Source organism: Treponema sp. R8-4-B8, from assembly GCF_054786175.1.
Map to the genome: position 1 here is coordinate 38,236 of NZ_BDHE01000480.1, position 18,090 is coordinate 56,325.

The following is an 18,090-nucleotide window of genomic DNA, read 5'->3' on the forward strand; positions in this document are numbered from 1 at the left end:
GGACATTGATAAAATCCGGCTTTTAGGGTAATTTTATCCCATCATACAGCGCCAGATCAATACAAATTTTCTCAAAATTTTATGTAAAATCATAAAATCTTTTATATTATATTCCATTTGCATACATTAAACAATACTAATAATTCGGCTCTTTTATCAAACCTTATAAAAATTTAAAACCAATCCGCCATACTTCACGGCTGAGTTTAAAAAGTACTCGTAATCCCCTGGATTTTCATATACGCACCATGCCATTTTCACATAACTGTCTAATGCCAAATAAGAAAATAATCTTAAATATTCCTGTTTTTCCGGTATCCGTTTTAAATATTGATGAAGACACCACACAGGATCAATATTATCAAAACCTTGATGTAATGCCATAATGGCTATATCAAGAAATGGATCCGCCATACCCGATTGTTCCCAATCAATTATTTTTATACTGCCATCTGATAACCGTAAAATATTTGAAACAGCGCATGCGTCGCCATGACAAAGAACTTTTGGGATATTCAATTTGTCAACTAGCAATTGAATTCTACTAATTACAACAAAGTTCTTCTTTAATTCGATTAATTCTTTTGTTTCCTTATTACAGCGTGAAATAAATTTATCAATAATCTTAATAAAATTGTAATCAAACTTTATTGATATTCCGCTTTCATGGATTTTGCGGATTAAATCCAGCGTTTCTATCGTGTCGGATTCGCTGCAACTTAATTTTTTGGTATCATTAATGAATTTGGCAATTTTAACGCCATTATTAAAACTGACTATTTCATCCGTTATATTTAATGGCTTTAATGAATTATATGCCGCTTTTTCCCGCTCCCAGTTTATTATAGAAGTATCGTTTAATTTTTTTATGATATATTTTTGATTTTTAACAATAAATGAATATACAATATTTGAAGCAATTAATTTCTTGATTTTTTTAATTTCTTTTTCATTAATTTTAAAAACTCGCATAATCTCATTTTTTAAATCCGATTCAATATTTCGCATTTTAACCTCCTTACAATTAAAACCTATCTTATTAATAACATACTGGTCTGTCATAAAATGATAGACCAGTAAAAATATTTTATCTTTCAGCTTTTAATCCCTGTATATAAACTGCCCTTTAAACCCCTCAAAAGCCTCATGCCCGATTATTGTTTTCCGTATAGTTTAGCCTCGTTGCGGAGTTCGTGGTTTATTTTATCCTTATCATCACTTTTTGGTGTTATTGCTGTTAATAGCATATCTATTTCTTCTTGTGAAAGAACTTCTGTTTTTTTATAAAATTCATTATAATATTCAATACTGTTAAAATAATTTTCAAATTTTATAATGTTAATATTAATAACTATATTCAATTTAAATAATTTCTTAAAAAATAATTTTACTTTATTCTCTCTTGCTTTTTCTGATAAATATACTATATCATGATTAATTTTTATTCGTATTTTACTATTTTTTATTTTTCTTAGTTTAAATCTATTTGAATTTATTTGTCCTAATTCTTTTAGGTACAAATCTCTTTTTTTATAATCTATAGAAAAGCTTAAATCCATGTCGCCAATTATTTCAACAAATTCATGAGAATTTATTTCATTATAAAATGATAATATATTCGGGTTTTTATTTAATTCTAGTAAATACAATTTATTATCCGTCCTTAATAATCTCTTTCGTAGTTTTGCCTCATTGCGGAGGATTGGATTTACCTTATTTATAACAGGTTGGTCTGTCAGGAGATGCTAGAGAGGATCGTAAAAGATAGTTTGTTGATACTTTTTCTGAGTATTCAATTTTAGTTGTTACGCTTCTAACTGATTATTTATATGGTTTCTTGAATATTTTATTTTAAAGTTTCTTTAACCGCGTCTGCAATATTCAAAATCCACTTGACAACTGATTCAGGCTTTTCTTTATAAATCCAGTATAATTCAAAAAAATAACTATTTTCATTAATGTTAAGATATTTATAACTCTCAGAAACCCATATAAAATCTTTTTCCCAATCATGGTTATTAAACTCATTGCTAACTTTAAGTAAGTCTTCCATTGTTTTATTAATTTTATTTACTATTCCTTTGTCAACCTCTTTTGATTTAACAGACATTACTGCGATTGATCTCAGATCATAATTCAAGCGAAGCTTATAATCATGCCTTAATGGAATATCAATTCCATTCCAGCCTTTTGGGTTATTATTACCTTCATCAATACATTTCACTTCAAGTATGCTTTTTTTAACCAGATTGTAGATTTTATCCCTAAAAACTTCCCAAGCTTTGACATTAAAATTAATTATATTTACTGATTCTATTACAAGTTTAGCAATCTCTTTGGTATTTGAATCAAGTTCATTTATTGATTCTTGCATCAGTTTAGCCTCATCATAGTTTTCCCTTTTTTCGGTAATTAGATCGCTAATATTTTTTTCTATAGTTTCTTCACATTCGCAAAATGATTTTATCGCATTGATAAATTGCCTAAGTACTTCCTTAACAGGCGGTACTTTGTCTGTTTCTTCAAGGCTAAGGCATTTTTCCAACCATGGAATTATATACTCCTCATAAGTGATGTGGACATAATCATCCTTTGCCTCTTCGCTTATTGGATACCAGCTTGGAGTTAAAAACAATACTGGAATAAAACCAACGCCGTTGTTCTTTTCATTCATTTCTCTTGAGAAAATGGCGTAATCAGCAATCTGGTTTGGCTGCTTCTTGGCATCTATTTTTATTTCAATTGGAATATAGACAACTCCGTCATTGATAACAATATCAATGTATCTGCCTTTATTTGTAATATAATTTGTTTCTATTTTAGACTTTGAAAGATCAAGTTTCTCCGTTTTTTTAATGACTGGTTTTAACACAATATCCATAAATAGTTCTAGATATATGCTTTTACAGTAGTGATGTCCCTCTGGGTTAAGCAAATCTGCAATAACACGGCACAATATAACTTCATTTCCTCTAATATTTATAAGCTCGAAGACATTGTATGCCATGCCGGTTTTATGGTTTTTTCTTTCTAAGTCTTCAAATTTTTTGACGATTTCCGTAATTTTTTTAAATAATTCTTTGGTTTCTTTCGTCATTTTTTCTCCTGAAATAATACTTTATCTAATAAAATATTCAAAGTCAATAAAAATTTTCAAGGAAATTTAAATCAAATAATCATCATTTCTTTGAAGGCCGCATCTGCTACATGTCAATTTTTTGTTTTTATTTTTTAAATTCCTTTATTTCTTCTTTTGGAATTCTAAAAATGTTTTTTATTTCTTGTTGGAAACCCAATTTAACATCGCGCATATAATCATCCTGTAATTTTATTTTTCAGTTAAATAATAGCGTGTTGCTCTGTCATAGAGTGATAGACCAGTAAAAATTATTTATTTTTTTTGCGCCTAATCCCGGTATATAAACTGCCATGAAATAGTAGTTTAGCATCATTGCTAAGGATTTAGTTTATTTTATATTATTCTCATTAAGAATGTCTATTTCCATTAATTTTAATACTTCACCGTCAATTCCATAACTAATCGCATGTTCTTTTAAGAATTCTAATAATTTAGAATATGCAGTCAATTGTCCATTTATATAATCATTCTTTTTCTCAGATAATAAATTATCATTTTTAATATTATAGTTAATATATCCAATAATTAACCCAATAAAAACAGGTAAAAAGTCTTTATATTTCCCTTCTTCGTCATCGTCGTATTCGTCATATTCCTCAAATAAGTCCAAATATTCATCTATTGACAAAGATTCATTATCTAACTTTATTTTTATGCCTGCATTTTTTTCCTGTAAGAAATTTATTAGTTTTTCAGATACATAAATTACGGATATAGGCAATTCATTTGTGATATTATTTTTAATATCATCTAATGATAAACTGCACTCTTTGCGGATTTCTTTAATAATAAACAATCTATCTTCTTTTTCCAGATTTGATACATTACTTAAAGTAATTTCTAAACCTGCCATAATTATCTCCTTGTATGCTTAAAGTCCACATGACTATTTTCTGGTTTTATTATAATCTATTTCTCAATATGCCGTCAATTTATTTTGTAACCAATATCCTTCATTCACCAAATCCAATCCTCTTGCTGGCAGTAAGCCCGTTTTGAATCTCGTCTTTGCAGTACTGCTCAAGCGTATCCATACACAGTTCGCTGCCGTTTATTATCGCGTCAACTTCAACTTTGCGCGCGATGTTTTCTATCTGCCCGCCTGACAATTCAAATTTTTTCGATAATTCCGCCGCCTTATCGTCAGGCAGGTCTGGCATTAACGAATTCCAAATGCCTTTTCTGCTCTCCGCGCTTGGTTTGTCAAAAGTTATTTTATATAAAAAACGGCGTTCAAAGGCGCTGTCCATGTTCTGGGTTAAATTGGTTGTCGCAATTAAAATGCCGGAAAGGTTTTCCATTTCCTGCAATATAATGTTTTGGATTGTATTTTCAGTTTGATCAACCGCGCGGCTGGATGAATTAAACTCTTTCCTTTTACCTATAACGGCGTCGGCTTCGTTAAACAACAGGATAGGCGCAATTTCGGAATTATCTACCGCCGTCCGGTAGGTTTCAAAGATATCTTTTATTTTCTTTTCGCTCTCCCCATACCACATGCTCTTTGTGTCGGCTATGTCAACCATCATTACATTCCGTTTTGTTTCACGGGCGATTTGCCACGCTGTTTCAGTTTTTCCCGTTCCCGGTCCGCCTGAGAACAGGCAGGCAAAACCTTTTCTCATGCCCTTACCGTCAAGCCTGTCCTGTATTTTATGATAATTATCATCCTGTAAAAGCGTATTAAGTTTTCCAATCGCCTCCGTCTCTTTCGCGTTATAAAACATTTTTTTATGTTTAATTTTATCAAACAGAATAAGGTTTTTTTGGTAATTATGCTTTTCTATAAATTCAGATAACAAGTCTTTTTTTGCCATATCCGACAATTTCCAGGAATCCGAATTGACAAAACCGTCATTATTGGTATACACAATAAATTTTGATTCAATAAGGTTATGCTTACCGTGAATTAAACTTGATTTAATATCGCTAAAAATAAACTTCTCGTCATATAAAAATTCAATATCATGCGCCCCGATATTATCATCGTCGTTATTGGCGAATAAAAAGCAAAAACAGATAAGAAGAATAAGATCGTCTTTGTAAAGATTGTAGCTCATAATTTTTTTACAAAATAAAAGTTGCATATTTTGATTGATTAAGTCTAAAATCTCCATCTTCATGGCATCCTCGGTTAATTCATTATTGCTCTTTTCCTGAAAAATTCGTTCAAGGATAACAAAGAATTTTGAAATTGGCAAATTATCAATTTTTTCCGGAATAAACTCATTGTTTTTTCTTAAAGAATCCCATACGCCGCGGGGTATCCTGTATGTAATGCCGTCTCTGTCCCTGCTGCAGCGTATTAGTTTTTTCTTTTCCAGTTCCTCACATTCATTCATATATTTAATAATTTTTATATTACTGCATTTTATTGTCTCGGCAATTTCACTTAACCTGATATTACAGTCATTGCTTTTTTCCATAAAATGAGAAAATAACACCGCCTGTATGGGGGTTATGCCGAGTTTTTTTGAAACAAAATTAAGATACTTTTTTCCCTCACAAAGACACTTTTCAATGCCTTTTTTTGAGGAAATTTCAACGATTTTATCGATTTGATCCAAAATGCTTTTATCTTTAAAAGATAAATCATTTCCGTCTTTTCCCTCACCGGGAAGCAACTTGTCTTTTTGGAAAGAAAAATTTATTTTCATGCCTTATTTATAACATACTGGTCTGTCAGGAGATGATGGAGCAAATAATTTTTTATTATTTTTGATCTAGCATCCAGTGATAGACCAATAACTAATTAAACTTAAAATATTATCTCATCATCTTTCTTATAATCTTTATTATGCCCAATAGCAATAACTGTTTTTTTCATGTATTGGGCCTTCAACAGTAACATCAATATATTTGCCTAGCCGGGTATCACGGATTTCCGCTACTCTTTTTATATCCGCGCTTTTTATTCTATTATTTATCCGTTTAACGCGCTTCATCCACGTTATTCTCTGAATAGGCTCAATAGAAGGTATTCGTTCTATTCGGGTAATTAGCATATTTACTCCTTATTAACAGATATAAATTAACATCTAAAAACCTAACCGAGGTTTTTAGAGTTTCCAATAATTATATATTTTTAGTCTGTCAGGAATTGCTAGAGGGAAAATAATTTTACCTTTCATTTTCTTTCACCCGTTAAGTTTAAATGCTTTATCTCAACACCCATGTATTCTAAAAAATCTTCAATGTTCTTTTCGGGATCAAACTCCTCTGCCGCCATCTGCACAAGTTTTCCGCAGGTGAGAGCGTCGTCAAGGGCGTTGTGCGCGTTGTAAACAATTCCAAAATTTTTGGCAAGAGCCGTAAGCGCGTGAGACTTGAGTTTTGGCCAGGCATAACGCGCCAAACTAAGGGTGCAAAAATACGATATTTTCGGCACGCGAAGCTCATACCATCCAAGAACCGACTGAAGAACCTTCATGTCAAAGGACGCATTATGCGCCGCAAGCATGGTTTTTCCAATAAACCCCTTTATTTCCTTTTTCCAAAGATAATTGAAGTCCGGCGCGTCCCTTACGTCGTCAACTGTAAGGCCGTGAATTTCAGTAAAATCGGGCCGTATGTACAATTTAGGCGGACGGATTAGCGAATAATAAGAGCCGATAGGCTGGTAGTTTTGGTACTTTACAAGGCCTACGGAAATTGCGCTTTCGGGCGAATACGCTCCTGTTTCAAAGTCGATTGTTATAAAATTCATTTTTCACTCCTGATCATGTTTATATTCAATAACATAACTGGCTGGTCTGTCATGGATTGCTAGACCGGGGAGAAAACAAAAAAAATTAAATACATGAAAAATGCTAATATTGCCGAATGCCGCGAATTATTTGGTTTTTAACATAATAACGCTATTTGTTGACATATCTAAAAAAACTGATATACTAATATTAACTTGCTTAAAATATCAATAGGGCATGAGGAAAAACCAAATAATGGGCGAATCGTCTGAAAATAATAAAAAAAACGAAGATACTTTAATACTGGCGAACAGTCCAAATCCTATATTGCTGTTTAACAGCGGCGGTGAATTGGCTTATGCAAGCGATTCTTACTTTCGTCATAATAAAAAATGCGAGAAAGATAAAATTTTAGGAAAAGAGATACATGACCTTTTTGCTCCGATAGTCAGCGGGCAATCCCTTAATGAGATTTGCGGCATATACGCAAAAGCCGTTCTTGAAAAACAAATGTATAAAACCGTACAGGAAATTGATTTTGGCGATCCGCAATATTCAGGACATTATGAGATACAAATAACGCCTATGCTTGATTCGGGAACTTTTAAAGGCATAATAGTGTTTTTATTTAATATGACAGAAAATGTTAAGGCGCGCCTTAATGCGGAATACGCCCGCGAACTTGCGGAAAAATCTTCGCGTTCTAAATCCGTTTTTCTCGCGAAGATGAGCCATGAGATTCGGACGCCGATGAACGCGATCATGGGCATGACGGAGCTTGCATTGCGTGAAGATTTATCACGCCCCGTAGAGAATCATATACTTACCATTAAACACGCAGGAATGACGCTGTTGTCAATAATAAATGATATTCTTGATTTTTCTAAAATTGAAGCGGGAATACTGGATATCGTTCCTGTTGACTATTCATTTTCCTCTTTGGCAAATGACGTTATCAATATAATTAATACAAAAGTTTTTGAATCGCGTTTACAGTTTACAGTATATTTAGACGGTAATATTCCTGATGCGTTGTTCGGCGACCCAATCAGAATCCGGCAGATAATGTTAAATCTTTTAAGCAATGCCGTTAAATTCACTGAAAAAGGATTTATCTCACTAACCGTAAAATGCAAGACAATAGAGAACGATGCGGTAAACATTATTATAGAAGTTGCCGACAGCGGGAAGGGAATAGAACAGGAAGAGATAAATAATATATTCACTGAATTTACAAGGTATGACACGGAGACTAAAAAATATGTTGAGGGAACTGGGTTGGGGCTTGCTATTAGTCAAAGTCTTACTATAGCTATGGGCGGGCAAATAAACGTAACGTCTGAATATGGCAAGGGCAGCGTCTTTACGGTATCATTGCCGCAAAAAGCCCGCAATAACGAAAAATTGGCAGTCGTAAAGGAGCCTGAAAAAAAGAAGGTATTGATTTTTGATCAAAGTAAAATATGCGCCGCCTCCGCCGTTAAAACAATGGATAATCTTGGCGTAAACTGCAAGGTCGCGTCAAACACGTCAGATTTTTTTAACTGCCTGTCAAGCAATGAATATTCTTTTGTTCTTTTAACATCCGCTTTATATAATGAAATTAAAGGGGAATTATCAAACTTCCTGCCCAATGTTAAATTTGCGGTGATTTGTGAATTTGGCGAAGTAATTACAGACGCGAATATCTCCTCCCTTATTATGCCGATTTATTCCATACCAATAGCCAATTTTTTAAACGGCGCAGGTGACAATTATTTCGGTTATTTAAAAAAAGGATTTATACAAAATTTTACCGCGCCGGAAGTAAAAATTTTAGTTGTAGATGACATTGAAACCAATTTGGTAGTAGCCAGAGGATTGTTGGAGCCTTATAAAACGCAGGTTGAAACGCGCAATAGCGGCATGAAAGCAATCGAGGAAATAAAATTAACGCGCTACGATTTGGTATTTATGGATCAAATGATGCCTGTAATGGGCGGTATTGAAACCGTAGCAAACATCAGGGCTTTGGAAAGCATAGATTCTTATTATAAAGACGTGCCTATTATAGCGCTTACTGCCGACGCCGTTGTCGGCGCAAAAGAAACGCTTTTAAGTAAAGGCTTTAATGATTTCTTGTCAAAACCTATTGATATAAACAAGCTTGATGATATTCTTAAAAAATGGATTCCAAAAGAAAAACGGAAAGAACTGTCTCCTGATGACATAAAAAACGCCGCCGCGCAAGAAAATGAAATAAACATTAAAATTGAAATTGACGGGCTGAACACGGAAAAAGGCATGGCCTCGACTGGCGGAAATGCAAAAAGTTATTTAAACCTGCTTTCCACGTTTCACATGGACGGGACTTCAAAATTAAATGAAATAAAAACATGCATTCAGACCGGCAATATACCGTTATATACAATCCATGTCCACGCGTTAAAGAGCGCCTGCGCGAACATTGGTTCGAGCGAGTTGTCAGAGGCCGCCGCCGCGCTGGAAATTGCTGGGAAAAAGGGGGATTTATCCTTCATTCATGACAATAATGACGTTTTTGTAACGAATTTGGAGACTATTCTTAATAACATCAATACCGCGCTGATAGAAAAAGCAAAGAAAAGCAAGAAAAACCATATAGACAAAAATATGGTAAAGTCTGAGCTTTCCGGGCTAAAAACAGCGATTAATGATTTTGATTATTTTAAGATAGAAGACGAAGTTACAAAGTTACAGGATTACGCTCAGGATGCGGATATTGGCCGTTCAATTAAGGCTATACTGAAAACTATACTGGTTGGAGATTACGATGAAACCGTATCAATGATAGACGCCCTTTTACAAGAATTTGGCGGCGGTCAATAACAGGCTGTAAATTAATGCAAATACTTGCATTTTTTCATCAATTTATTTATAATTTATTTTGTCTATTTTGGACAAATATATTTCTTTTAATATGGGTTATTTATGGACAATTTGAAACAACAAATTAAAGAATTGATAATCAGCGCTCTGGAACTTGAGGATGTCAAGCCGGAAAATATAGTTGACTCGGAACCTCTTTTTGGGACAGGTCTTGGACTTGATTCCATAGACGCTCTGGAACTGGGCGTGGCGCTGAAAAAGAAATTCGGCGTAAAATTTTCCGCGGAAAACGCGGACAATAAGAAGCATTTTGCCTCTGTAGACGCCCTGGCGGCGTACATTGAATCAGCGGGAGGAGCGGCATGACCCGGGAAGATATTTTACATAAATTACAGGACATACTTTCTGAAGAATTTGAGATAGAGAAAGACGCCGTTGTTCCAGAGGCAAAACTCTATCATGACCTTGAATTGGACTCCATTGACGCGGTAGACCTTCTTGTAAAAATGAAGGCGTTTATTCCGGGAAAAATCGACCCTGAATCGTTCAAAAAAGCCGTTACTGTTCAGGATGTGGTAGATTTGCTTTACCCGCTGATTCAACAGACCTGATGGCCTCTAAACTTCGAAATATTCCCAAAGTCCTGTTTTTTATTGCCGCCGCGCTTTATCCGGCGTTGATTTTTTATTTTCTGGTAATCCGTAAAATTCCATTACGGATGTTCTCTATTTTTGTTATAGCATTCGCCCTTATTATTTTTATTACCTTAACATCGGGAAAAAAAGGGACAAAAGGAATTTCCTTCTTGTGGAATTCCGTAATGCTTTTAGTGTTGGGAAGTTTATGCCTTATTCTCAATTCAGCCGTTATCCTAAAACTCTATCCGGTAATAATGAATATTCTGTTCCTGATAACCTTTGGCGGCACCTTGTTTTCCCCACCCAGCATGATCTTCCGTTTTGCGACAATGCAGGACAGATCCATTAAAGGCTCCCTGAATGAAAAAAGAGTCGCCGGCTACTGCCGTAAAGTAACGTATGTTTGGTGCGGATTTTTTATCTTTAACGGAAGCGTCGCCGCCTTTACAATTTTTTACGGTTCCGACATATTGTGGTCTGTTTATAACGGCTTAATTTCATATATACTGATTGGAGTCCTCTTTGCGGGGGAATTTATGGTACGAAAAATAGTACAGAAAAATATGCCCCAAAGCGTCCCGCTTTCGGCGTTTAAAAATAATTCCCGGCCTCGCTCTACGGTTCTGTGTTACGAAGGCAGATGGAGCGACGCCGTTTACAAGACATGGGGTGATTTTCTTGAAGGTACAAGCGAGTTGCGCCGCGTAATAAATTCGCGAAATGACGAAAAATGGCTGCTTCACTGCGAAGACTGCTGGTACTTTCTTCTGGCTCTTACCGCCCTGCTCCAGTGTAAAAAAGAGATACTTCTTAGCGCCAATGTAAGTCCCGCTTATATAGAAGAAATTCGCGGCGGCGCGGCTGGCGGCTCGGAGCAAAATGCGGCGCAAAGCTCGGCTCCTTTCTTTACCGATCAAATTTTTCCCGAAGGAGAAACTCCGCGAAACACTTTCCACATTCCTTCGCTTCTCAATTCCCCGCGAAAAACTGAAAGTCTAGCAGCGGACACGCAGGCGGAAGAAGCGCCCGCAATTAACGCCGACGAAACCTCTATCATTATGTATACGTCAGGGAGTACCGGAAAACCTAAAGCCGTGCGTCAGCGGCTTACGGAATTTGAGGCTGACAACCGTTTTATAATTTCCAAATGGGGCGATGAATTTCTTAAACGCAAATTATTATCAACGGTAAGCCAGCATCACATTTACGGAATTTTATTTTCTATATTTTTACCTTTTACTTTAGGAGCGCCTTTTAGAAGAAGACGGATAGAATTTCCCGAGGAGATGGAAAAATTCTCCGATACGGAGTATATGATCATCACGGTGCCGGCCTTCCTTAAACGGGCGGTGGAAATGGAGAGTCCGTCGGCCCTTAACTTAAAATCGCCGTGGATTTTCACTTCCGGCGGCGCCTTAAAATTTGACACCGCAAAAAAAACCAACGAAGTTTTCGGCTTCTGGCCCGTGGAAGTTTACGGAAGCACGGAAACTTCCGGCATAGCGTGGAGGCAGTCTGTCAACGGTCAGGAATGGACTGTCTTTGACAATGCGAAGATCAGTCAGAATCAGGAAGGCTGTCTGATTATCCGCTCACCTTACATCAAAGACCCGGCAGGTTTTGAAACCGCCGACATGGTAGAGATACTTGAAGACGGGCGTTTTCTGCTCAAAGGGCGGATTGATTCAGTGGTTAAAATTGAAGAGAAGCGAATTTCTTTTCCTGAAATAGAAAACCGCATTTTACAATCAGGCCTAGTATCCGACGTATGCGTAATCTCACTTGAAGACAAGCGCCAGTACCTTGCCGCCGTGATGGTTTTTAACGGCAAAGGGAAGGAACGCTTTGACGGGCTTGAAAAAATTGAGATAAATAATTTTTGGAGGGAGTACCTTCTTAAATATTTTGAAAACATAGTGATTCCAAAAAAATGGCGTTACCTTGATATGCTGCCCATGGACGCGCAGGGTAAAAAAAAGAAGGAAGATATTCTGCTTCTCTTTTCCGGCGCGGAGACGGCGGCAGAAAGAGGCAATTTTAAAAGCGCCTCTTCTGCTAGTGCAGGCTTCAAAATTGACAATGAAAAAATTATTGAAAAAACCGAAAACTCCGTCACCTTGGAATTTTCCATCCCCAATACAAGCCCGTATTTTGACGGTCATTTTACAGGATTCCCCATCCTTCCCGCGGTAGCCCAGACGGAATTAGTACTGCGTTTCGCGGCGCGTCACCTTGGAACTTCCGTGACTCCTTCGGAAATTAAGCGCGTAAAATTTACCAATTTTATCCGGCCCGACGCGCCGCTGCTTCTTAAACTTTCAAAAAAAGAAAAAACACTTTCTTTTAACTTAAGTTCGCCAAAAGGTGAAACTGTTTATTCATTGGGAACGGTAATTATGGGGGATAAATGAAACAAGGTTTTATTATCCCCGTTTACAAACACGGCGTTACAGCCTGCTCCCTTGCCAAACAACTCGCGGCTACAGGGTTGCCGGTAATTGTAGTGGACGACGGCAACGGCGCGGAAACTCAGGCGCTGCTTTCCGAATGCGCCGCAAACACGCCGGGTGTCGTTCTGGTAAGGCTTGGAAAAAACAGCGGCAAGGGAGGGGCGGTTACAGGCGGCCTTAAAAAAGCGGCGGAATTGGGGCTGACCCACGCGCTTCAGATAGACGCGGACGGACAGCATGACGCTGGGAAGGCCGCTTTCTTTTTTGAAGAATCGGCTAATCATCCCGACATGATCATCTGCGGGTACCCTGAATTTGACAAGACCGCTCCAAAAAGCAGGGTAAACGGGCGGAAAATTTCTAATTTTTGGGCTTCTGTGGTTACGCTCTCAAACGAGTTGAAGGACGTGCTGTGCGGTTTTAGAGTGTACCCGGTGGACGCTGCATTGCGAATAGCGCGGAATCCTTTTATGGACAAACGTATGGGTTTTGACCCGGAAATTCTGGTTCGCCTTTACTGGAAAAAAGTGTTTCCGGTATTTCACCCAATAAAAGTAAGTTACCCCGCCGATGGAGTTTCCAATTTCCGTATGGTCAGGGATAATATCAGCATAAGCCTGATGTTCAGCCGGTTGTGTATCGGTATGATCCTGCGCCTGCCGCTGTTGATTGCCATAAAAATTAAACGCGGGAAAAAATATTAGGAAAGGGCTGCTATGAAGAAAGCGGAAGATGCCCCCTTGCACTGGTCCCAGCATAAGGAAAAAGCAGCCGGGTATTGGCATATAAAACTCATGCTGATTTTATTCAGGCTGTTTCCTGTTGTGATACTGCGCGTCATAGCGTTTCCAGTAGGTTTTTTTTATTTTCTTTTTTCAAAAAAAGCAAGAGATGAGTCAAAACGTTTCTTGCAAAAAGCCGCTCCCTTTGTTAAACAACATGGAATCGCTAAAAAATGCCTCTCTCCCTTCGGTCCTTTAAGGCATATTATTTCCTTCTCCCTTACCCTTGTGGAAAAACTTGAGTCTTGGGGAGGGAAGTTTCAATTTAAGAAAATTCATTTTCAGAATGACGACATAGAAGAGTTAATCAATGATCTGGAAAACAAGAAGGGAGTTTTTTTAATTACATCCCATCTTGGGAATATCGAACTTTTAAGGGGGCTCGCGAGTTTTAACAGGACGGGAGTGTCCCGCAAAACGCCGATTACCGCCGTTATTGACACAAAGGTCAGCAAAAACTTTACCCGTATGCTTAAGGAACTGAATCCCCAATCGGTCTTTGACATTATCAGCGCCGCTGAAATTGGCCCGCATACGGCGGTCATACTGGAAGAAAAACTCGCAAACGGAGAGATGGTGACGATTGCGGGAGACAGGACGGCGGCAAGCAATCCCACGGGCGGTAACGCCAAAGATCATGTGGAAAAACTAATGATCTCATTTTTAGGGGAAGAAGCGCCTTTTTCGCCGGGGATTTTTTATATGGCGGTTTTAATGAAAGCGCCTGTTTATTTTATTTTTGCAATGCGCCGGGGGGATCTGTCAATAAAGCCGGAATACGATATGCATGTTCATAAAAGCCAACTTTCCTTTGAATTATCCAGAAAAGAGAGGTTTGCTCAAAGTACCCTCCTTGCCCGCTCTTTTGTAGAGTTGTTGGAAAACTACTGTAACCAAAACCCTTTTCAGTGGTATAATTTCTATGACTTTTGGTTTAAAGAGGCATGATAAATGGTTACTAAAGAAAACAACGGCCCCTATAATATTTACGCGGAAGCGGAAGTTACCGTTGAATTTTATGATCTCGATCCTTTAAAGGTTGTATGGCACGGGAATTATATTAACTATTTTGAAGTAGGACGGCGCGCCCTTCTGGAAAAAATAGGTTACAGTTATGAAGAAATGGAAAAATCAGGCTATGCCTTTCCGGTAATCGAAGTTTCCGCAAAATACTTAGGCTGGCTGAAGTTCAAAGACAGGGCGCGGGTAAAGGCTATTCTTATGGAATACGAAAACCGCCTGATGATACGGTATGAAATCCGCAACGCCAAAACAGGACAGCTTACCACCAAAGGCTCCAGCACGCAAATGGCATTCGATATTAAAAACAACGATTCCTGTTTTGTGTGTCCGTCAATTTTAACTCAAAAAGTTGAAGCTTTTATAACGGGAGGAATGTAATGAAAAACACCGCCGTCATTGTGTTGTTTTTTTGTACAGTAGGATTATGGGCGCAGACCGAAGCGGAAGAAATTTTCCGCCATCCTCTTGATGCCAAAACAATGGAAGCTTTTAAGACAACCTGTTCGCGCCTTGCGGAACACCCTATAGTGCAGGGAAACTTTGAACAGGAAAAAACTTTAAGCCGCCTAAAACGCGTTTTAAATTCATCGGGTAATTTTATTATCGCCGCCGGCTTAGGCATGGTATGGGACACCGTCAAACCATTTCCTTCTACACTGACATTGGGAAAAGATTATCTTATACAGTCCCGGCCTGGCGGCCAGAGAACCGTTTTAAGCGCGCAGGGGAATGAAACATTTCTCCGCATGGCGGAAGTTATAAGCGCGGTTTTTTCCGGCAACAGCCAGGGGCTGATGGATAATTTTAATGTTTATTTTTCAGGCGGCGCCTCCGCATGGGAATTGGGCCTTATCCCTAAGAATAACTCTATTGGCGTTTTTGCGGAAAAAATTATTATGAAAGGCGATATTGCCATCAGATCGATACTGATATACGAGCAGAACGGCGACACCGTGCAGTATAATTTATCAAACCATCGTTACCCGGCGGAATTGAATGTTAATGAAAAAGCTCTTTTCGCTTTGCCGTAACATCCCCCCTCTGGGGCTGTGGCTTTTTGTTCACCTGACCATTCTCCTGCTTCTCTTTCTTTCTGTCTTTGTAAAAGGGCCGGTACGAATCAACACTATGTTATTTGACATGCTCCCCCGTTCCAGCCAATCCAGAGCGGTAATGGAAGCGGATATGCTCTTTGGGGAAAGAACCGGACGCGATATTATTATTTTTTCAGCCGCGCCGGATTTTGAAAACGCGAAGAAAGGAGCCGTCCTGTTGTACGATGAATTAGGTAATTCGCCTGATTTTGAAAGCATTACCCTTTACTTTGATTCAGAAGTCATGGCGGAGTTTAGCCGTTATCTGTACGATTACCGTTTTGTCATCGCGGAAAAAGAAACGCTTGCCCTTCTGAAAAACGGCGGAGCGGAAGAAATAGCCTATGACGCGCTTGCGTCCGCTTTTAGCGCCATTAATTTTATTCCGCTTGATAATATAGAAAGCGATCCTTTTCTTCTTGCGGAAAGGCGGATGAGGGAATTTTTATCGTCTTCCATGCTTGCCGGGAAAGGCTTTAACGTCAAAGAGGACGTTTTGGCGATACAAAAAGAGGAGACATGGTACGTATTGCTCCGCCTAACGCTCGCGCCGCATGCGACTTCCCTGAGTTCGGGACAGAACGCTGTTGGAAAAATTTACGCGCTCGCGCCTGAAATAAAAAAATCAGTTACTGGGCTGGAATTTTATTTTTTAGGGATACCCTTCCACAGTTACGAAAGCGCTTCGGGCGCGCAGAGGGAAATCTCATTTATCAGTACCGTTACGATTATCATAATTCTAATTATGTTCCTGTATGCCTTCCGTTCATTCTTACCGGTCTTTTCTTCCATTTTGGCGGCGGGAGTTTCATTATGCGTTGCTACCGCAGCCGCGCTTTTGGTTTTTAGGGAAATTCACATCATCACCTTTGTTTTTGGCACCACGTTAATAGGAACCTGCGTGGATTACTCGGCGCACTTTTTTGTCCACTGGAAGGGGAATCCCTCTTTAAAAAACGGCGCTGAAATTCGCCGCTCCATTTCAAAAAGCGTCATCATGAGTTTTATTTCTACGGAAATTTGTTTTTGCGTTTTCCTGTTCGCGCCGTTCCCGATTCTGAAACAGTTCGCGGTTTTTTCAATGGCGGGATTGCTCAGTTCTTTCCTAACTTGCTTCTGTATCTATCCGCGTCTTAAAATACCTGAGGAGAATAAAAGACGGTTCGCCCTTTTTGAAGGAAAGATTTTTCTCCGCCTAAAAAACCTGTCTTTGCCGCGTTTCGCAAAACTAGCTTTTGCCGCCGCCCTGATCCTTACCGCCGTGCTGTTTCTTATTTTTAATTTTTCATCCGTAAAAATAGAAAACAACCTTTCATCCCTTTATACCATGTCCGCTTCTTTGTTGGAGTCGGAAAAACGGGCGGCGCAAGTTTTAGATTACGGTTCTTCAGGCTGGTACTTTATTGTTACCGGATCAAACGCTGAAGAAACTCTGGAAAACGAAGAAGCTCTTGTATCGCGTTTGGAAGAAGAAATTCTCCGCGGCAACTTGGGCTCTTTTTTGGGAACTTCAGTTTTTGTCCCGTCAATAAAAAAGCAAAAAGAAACATACGACGCGATGAAAGCCCTTCTCCCCCTTGCCGCCTCACAATTTGAATACTTAGGGTTCCCGCCTGAGTACGCGCGTAACTTTGAAAATGAATTTGCCGCCACCCCGCGATATTGCCTTCCTGAAGACGCGCCTTCCCTTGCCGGCATTTCAAATCTTTGGATTGGAGAAAAAGATGGGAACTTTTATTCCTGCGTTCTGCCGCTAAAGCCGACTGACGAGGCGGTCTTTAGGGCAATCGCCGAAGAATTCGATTCTGTTTATTTTATAAACAAGGCAAAAGATATAGGACGCGATATGGATACTCTTACAATATCTATGCTGTTGTTCTTCCTTGCCGCCTATATTGTTATTTCTATTGTAGTTTGTATTGTATACCCAAAAGCGGACAGCGTTAAAATATGCGCGATTCCGCCGCTGCTGGTTCTGTCCGTTCTTGCAGTTCTGGCAGTCAGTAAAATTTCTCTTGGCTTTTTCTCTGTAGCGGCGCTTGTTCTTGTCTTCGGGTTAGGGCTGGACTACATTTTTTATATGATCGGAAAAAAACAAGGAGATGAGAAACCTCTTACATCCCTCGCAGTAGTTTTATCGTTCTTAACTACCTTGCTGTCTTTTGGCGCCTTAGTATTAAGCAGTTTTACCCCGACTCATCTTTTCGGCCTAACCGTCTCAGTAGGACTCGGCGCGGCTTTTATTTTCGCTATGATTCTTCAGAGTAAAAATTAAATCGGAAGAGTTCACACTAAGATCACAAAGGTACAAAGATCACAAAGGGGAATAGGGGGTATCTTCTTGGTGTTCTTCACGCACTGTCGGCTGCCTAAAGTCAGCCTTGCTTTTATTTTAACCAGCGGCATTATTGATCCACATGGCTACGCCGTG

Annotated in this window: 16 protein-coding genes; 9 read left to right on the top strand and 7 right to left on the bottom strand. The window is 38.5% G+C overall.

Features of this window, described 5'->3' with window-relative positions:
- Positions 1-156: 156 nt before the first annotated feature.
- From ACYVRA_RS09760 to ACYVRA_RS09790, 7 genes are all read right to left on the bottom strand, one after another.
- The gene (locus ACYVRA_RS09760) at positions 157-1,008 is read right to left on the bottom strand and encodes a phosphotransferase (protein WP_461252506.1); all 852 of its coding nucleotides are present in this window, start codon (positions 1,006-1,008) and stop codon (positions 157-159) included.
- Between the two features lie 146 nt (positions 1,009-1,154).
- Positions 1,155-1,649, bottom strand: coding sequence for a hypothetical protein (locus ACYVRA_RS09765; protein ID WP_461252507.1), 495 nt, complete (start codon positions 1,647-1,649; stop codon positions 1,155-1,157).
- Between the two features lie 197 nt (positions 1,650-1,846).
- Complete coding sequence (locus ACYVRA_RS09770; RefSeq protein ID WP_461252508.1) at positions 1,847-3,097, bottom strand: PDDEXK-like family protein; 1,251 nt, start codon at positions 3,095-3,097, stop codon at positions 1,847-1,849.
- 370 nt (positions 3,098-3,467) lie between these two features.
- A complete protein-coding gene (locus ACYVRA_RS09775) occupies positions 3,468-3,992 on the bottom strand; it encodes a hypothetical protein (RefSeq protein ID WP_461252509.1) in 525 nt (174 codons plus the stop codon).
- A 100-nt stretch (positions 3,993-4,092) separates the two neighbouring features.
- Positions 4,093-5,796 (bottom strand): ATP-binding protein, encoded by a 1,704-nt coding sequence (locus ACYVRA_RS09780; RefSeq protein ID WP_461252510.1) that lies wholly within the window; start codon positions 5,794-5,796, stop codon positions 4,093-4,095.
- 138 nt (positions 5,797-5,934) lie between these two features.
- Positions 5,935-6,144 (bottom strand): hypothetical protein, encoded by a 210-nt coding sequence (locus ACYVRA_RS09785; RefSeq protein WP_461252511.1) that lies wholly within the window; start codon positions 6,142-6,144, stop codon positions 5,935-5,937.
- A 122-nt stretch (positions 6,145-6,266) separates the two neighbouring features.
- Positions 6,267-6,845, bottom strand: a complete 579-nt coding sequence (locus ACYVRA_RS09790) for an exonuclease domain-containing protein (protein ID WP_461252512.1) — start codon at positions 6,843-6,845, stop codon at positions 6,267-6,269.
- Positions 6,846-7,062: 217 nt separating this feature from the next.
- Between ACYVRA_RS09790 and ACYVRA_RS09795 the strand changes: the two genes are divergently transcribed.
- From ACYVRA_RS09795 to ACYVRA_RS09835, 9 genes are all read left to right on the top strand, one after another.
- Complete coding sequence (locus tag ACYVRA_RS09795; protein WP_461252513.1) at positions 7,063-9,672, top strand: ATP-binding protein; 2,610 nt, start codon at positions 7,063-7,065, stop codon at positions 9,670-9,672.
- A gap of 102 nt (positions 9,673-9,774) precedes the next feature.
- A complete protein-coding gene (locus tag ACYVRA_RS09800; RefSeq protein WP_461252514.1) occupies positions 9,775-10,038 on the top strand; it encodes a phosphopantetheine-binding protein in 264 nt (87 codons plus the stop codon).
- On the top strand, positions 10,035-10,283 hold the full coding sequence (locus tag ACYVRA_RS09805) for an acyl carrier protein (protein WP_461252515.1): 249 nt from the start codon (positions 10,035-10,037) through the stop codon (positions 10,281-10,283). The genes ACYVRA_RS09800 and ACYVRA_RS09805 overlap by 4 nt, the downstream gene beginning before the upstream one ends.
- On the top strand, positions 10,283-12,721 hold the full coding sequence (locus tag ACYVRA_RS09810; protein WP_461252516.1) for an AMP-binding protein: 2,439 nt from the start codon (positions 10,283-10,285) through the stop codon (positions 12,719-12,721). The genes ACYVRA_RS09805 and ACYVRA_RS09810 overlap by 1 nt, the downstream gene beginning before the upstream one ends.
- On the top strand, positions 12,718-13,464 hold the full coding sequence (locus tag ACYVRA_RS09815) for a glycosyltransferase family 2 protein (protein WP_461252517.1): 747 nt from the start codon (positions 12,718-12,720) through the stop codon (positions 13,462-13,464). Before ACYVRA_RS09810 ends, ACYVRA_RS09815 begins: the two co-directional genes overlap by 4 nt.
- A 12-nt stretch (positions 13,465-13,476) precedes the next feature.
- On the top strand, positions 13,477-14,490 hold the full coding sequence (locus tag ACYVRA_RS09820) for a hypothetical protein (protein WP_461252518.1): 1,014 nt from the start codon (positions 13,477-13,479) through the stop codon (positions 14,488-14,490).
- 3 nt (positions 14,491-14,493) lie between these two features.
- The gene (locus ACYVRA_RS09825; protein WP_461252519.1) at positions 14,494-14,943 is read left to right on the top strand and encodes an acyl-CoA thioesterase; all 450 of its coding nucleotides are present in this window, start codon (positions 14,494-14,496) and stop codon (positions 14,941-14,943) included.
- Positions 14,943-15,596, top strand: a complete 654-nt coding sequence (locus tag ACYVRA_RS09830) for an outer membrane lipoprotein carrier protein LolA (RefSeq protein WP_461252520.1) — start codon at positions 14,943-14,945, stop codon at positions 15,594-15,596. The genes ACYVRA_RS09825 and ACYVRA_RS09830 overlap by 1 nt, the downstream gene beginning before the upstream one ends.
- Entirely contained in the window at positions 15,568-17,934 is a 2,367-nt protein-coding gene (locus ACYVRA_RS09835; protein WP_461252521.1) for an MMPL family transporter, read from the top strand. Before ACYVRA_RS09830 ends, ACYVRA_RS09835 begins: the two co-directional genes overlap by 29 nt.
- Positions 17,935-18,090 lie beyond the last annotated feature (156 nt).

What these genes read in the sequence shown, in the direction of transcription:
- ACYVRA_RS09800 (WP_461252514.1), top strand. Translation starts at nt 9,775, where the DNA reads ATGGACAATTTGAAACAACAAATTAAAGAATTGATAATCAGCGCTCTG.
- ACYVRA_RS09805 (WP_461252515.1), top strand. Translation starts at nt 10,035, where the DNA reads ATGACCCGGGAAGATATTTTACATAAATTACAGGACATACTTTCTGAA.
- ACYVRA_RS09785 (WP_461252511.1), bottom strand. Translation starts at nt 6,144, where the DNA reads ATGCTAATTACCCGAATAGAACGAATACCTTCTATTGAGCCTATTCAG.
- ACYVRA_RS09830 (WP_461252520.1), top strand. Translation starts at nt 14,943, where the DNA reads ATGAAAAACACCGCCGTCATTGTGTTGTTTTTTTGTACAGTAGGATTA.
- ACYVRA_RS09815 (WP_461252517.1), top strand. Translation starts at nt 12,718, where the DNA reads ATGAAACAAGGTTTTATTATCCCCGTTTACAAACACGGCGTTACAGCC.
- ACYVRA_RS09825 (WP_461252519.1), top strand. Translation starts at nt 14,494, where the DNA reads ATGGTTACTAAAGAAAACAACGGCCCCTATAATATTTACGCGGAAGCG.
- ACYVRA_RS09770 (WP_461252508.1), bottom strand. Translation starts at nt 3,097, where the DNA reads ATGACGAAAGAAACCAAAGAATTATTTAAAAAAATTACGGAAATCGTC.
- ACYVRA_RS09760 (WP_461252506.1), bottom strand. Translation starts at nt 1,008, where the DNA reads ATGCGAAATATTGAATCGGATTTAAAAAATGAGATTATGCGAGTTTTT.
- ACYVRA_RS09810 (WP_461252516.1), top strand. Translation starts at nt 10,283, where the DNA reads ATGGCCTCTAAACTTCGAAATATTCCCAAAGTCCTGTTTTTTATTGCC.
- ACYVRA_RS09795 (WP_461252513.1), top strand. Translation starts at nt 7,063, where the DNA reads ATGAGGAAAAACCAAATAATGGGCGAATCGTCTGAAAATAATAAAAAA.
- ACYVRA_RS09835 (WP_461252521.1), top strand. Translation starts at nt 15,568, where the DNA reads ATGAAAAAGCTCTTTTCGCTTTGCCGTAACATCCCCCCTCTGGGGCTG.
- ACYVRA_RS09775 (WP_461252509.1), bottom strand. Translation starts at nt 3,992, where the DNA reads ATGGCAGGTTTAGAAATTACTTTAAGTAATGTATCAAATCTGGAAAAA.
- ACYVRA_RS09790 (WP_461252512.1), bottom strand. Translation starts at nt 6,845, where the DNA reads ATGAATTTTATAACAATCGACTTTGAAACAGGAGCGTATTCGCCCGAA.
- ACYVRA_RS09820 (WP_461252518.1), top strand. Translation starts at nt 13,477, where the DNA reads ATGAAGAAAGCGGAAGATGCCCCCTTGCACTGGTCCCAGCATAAGGAA.
- ACYVRA_RS09780 (WP_461252510.1), bottom strand. Translation starts at nt 5,796, where the DNA reads ATGAAAATAAATTTTTCTTTCCAAAAAGACAAGTTGCTTCCCGGTGAG.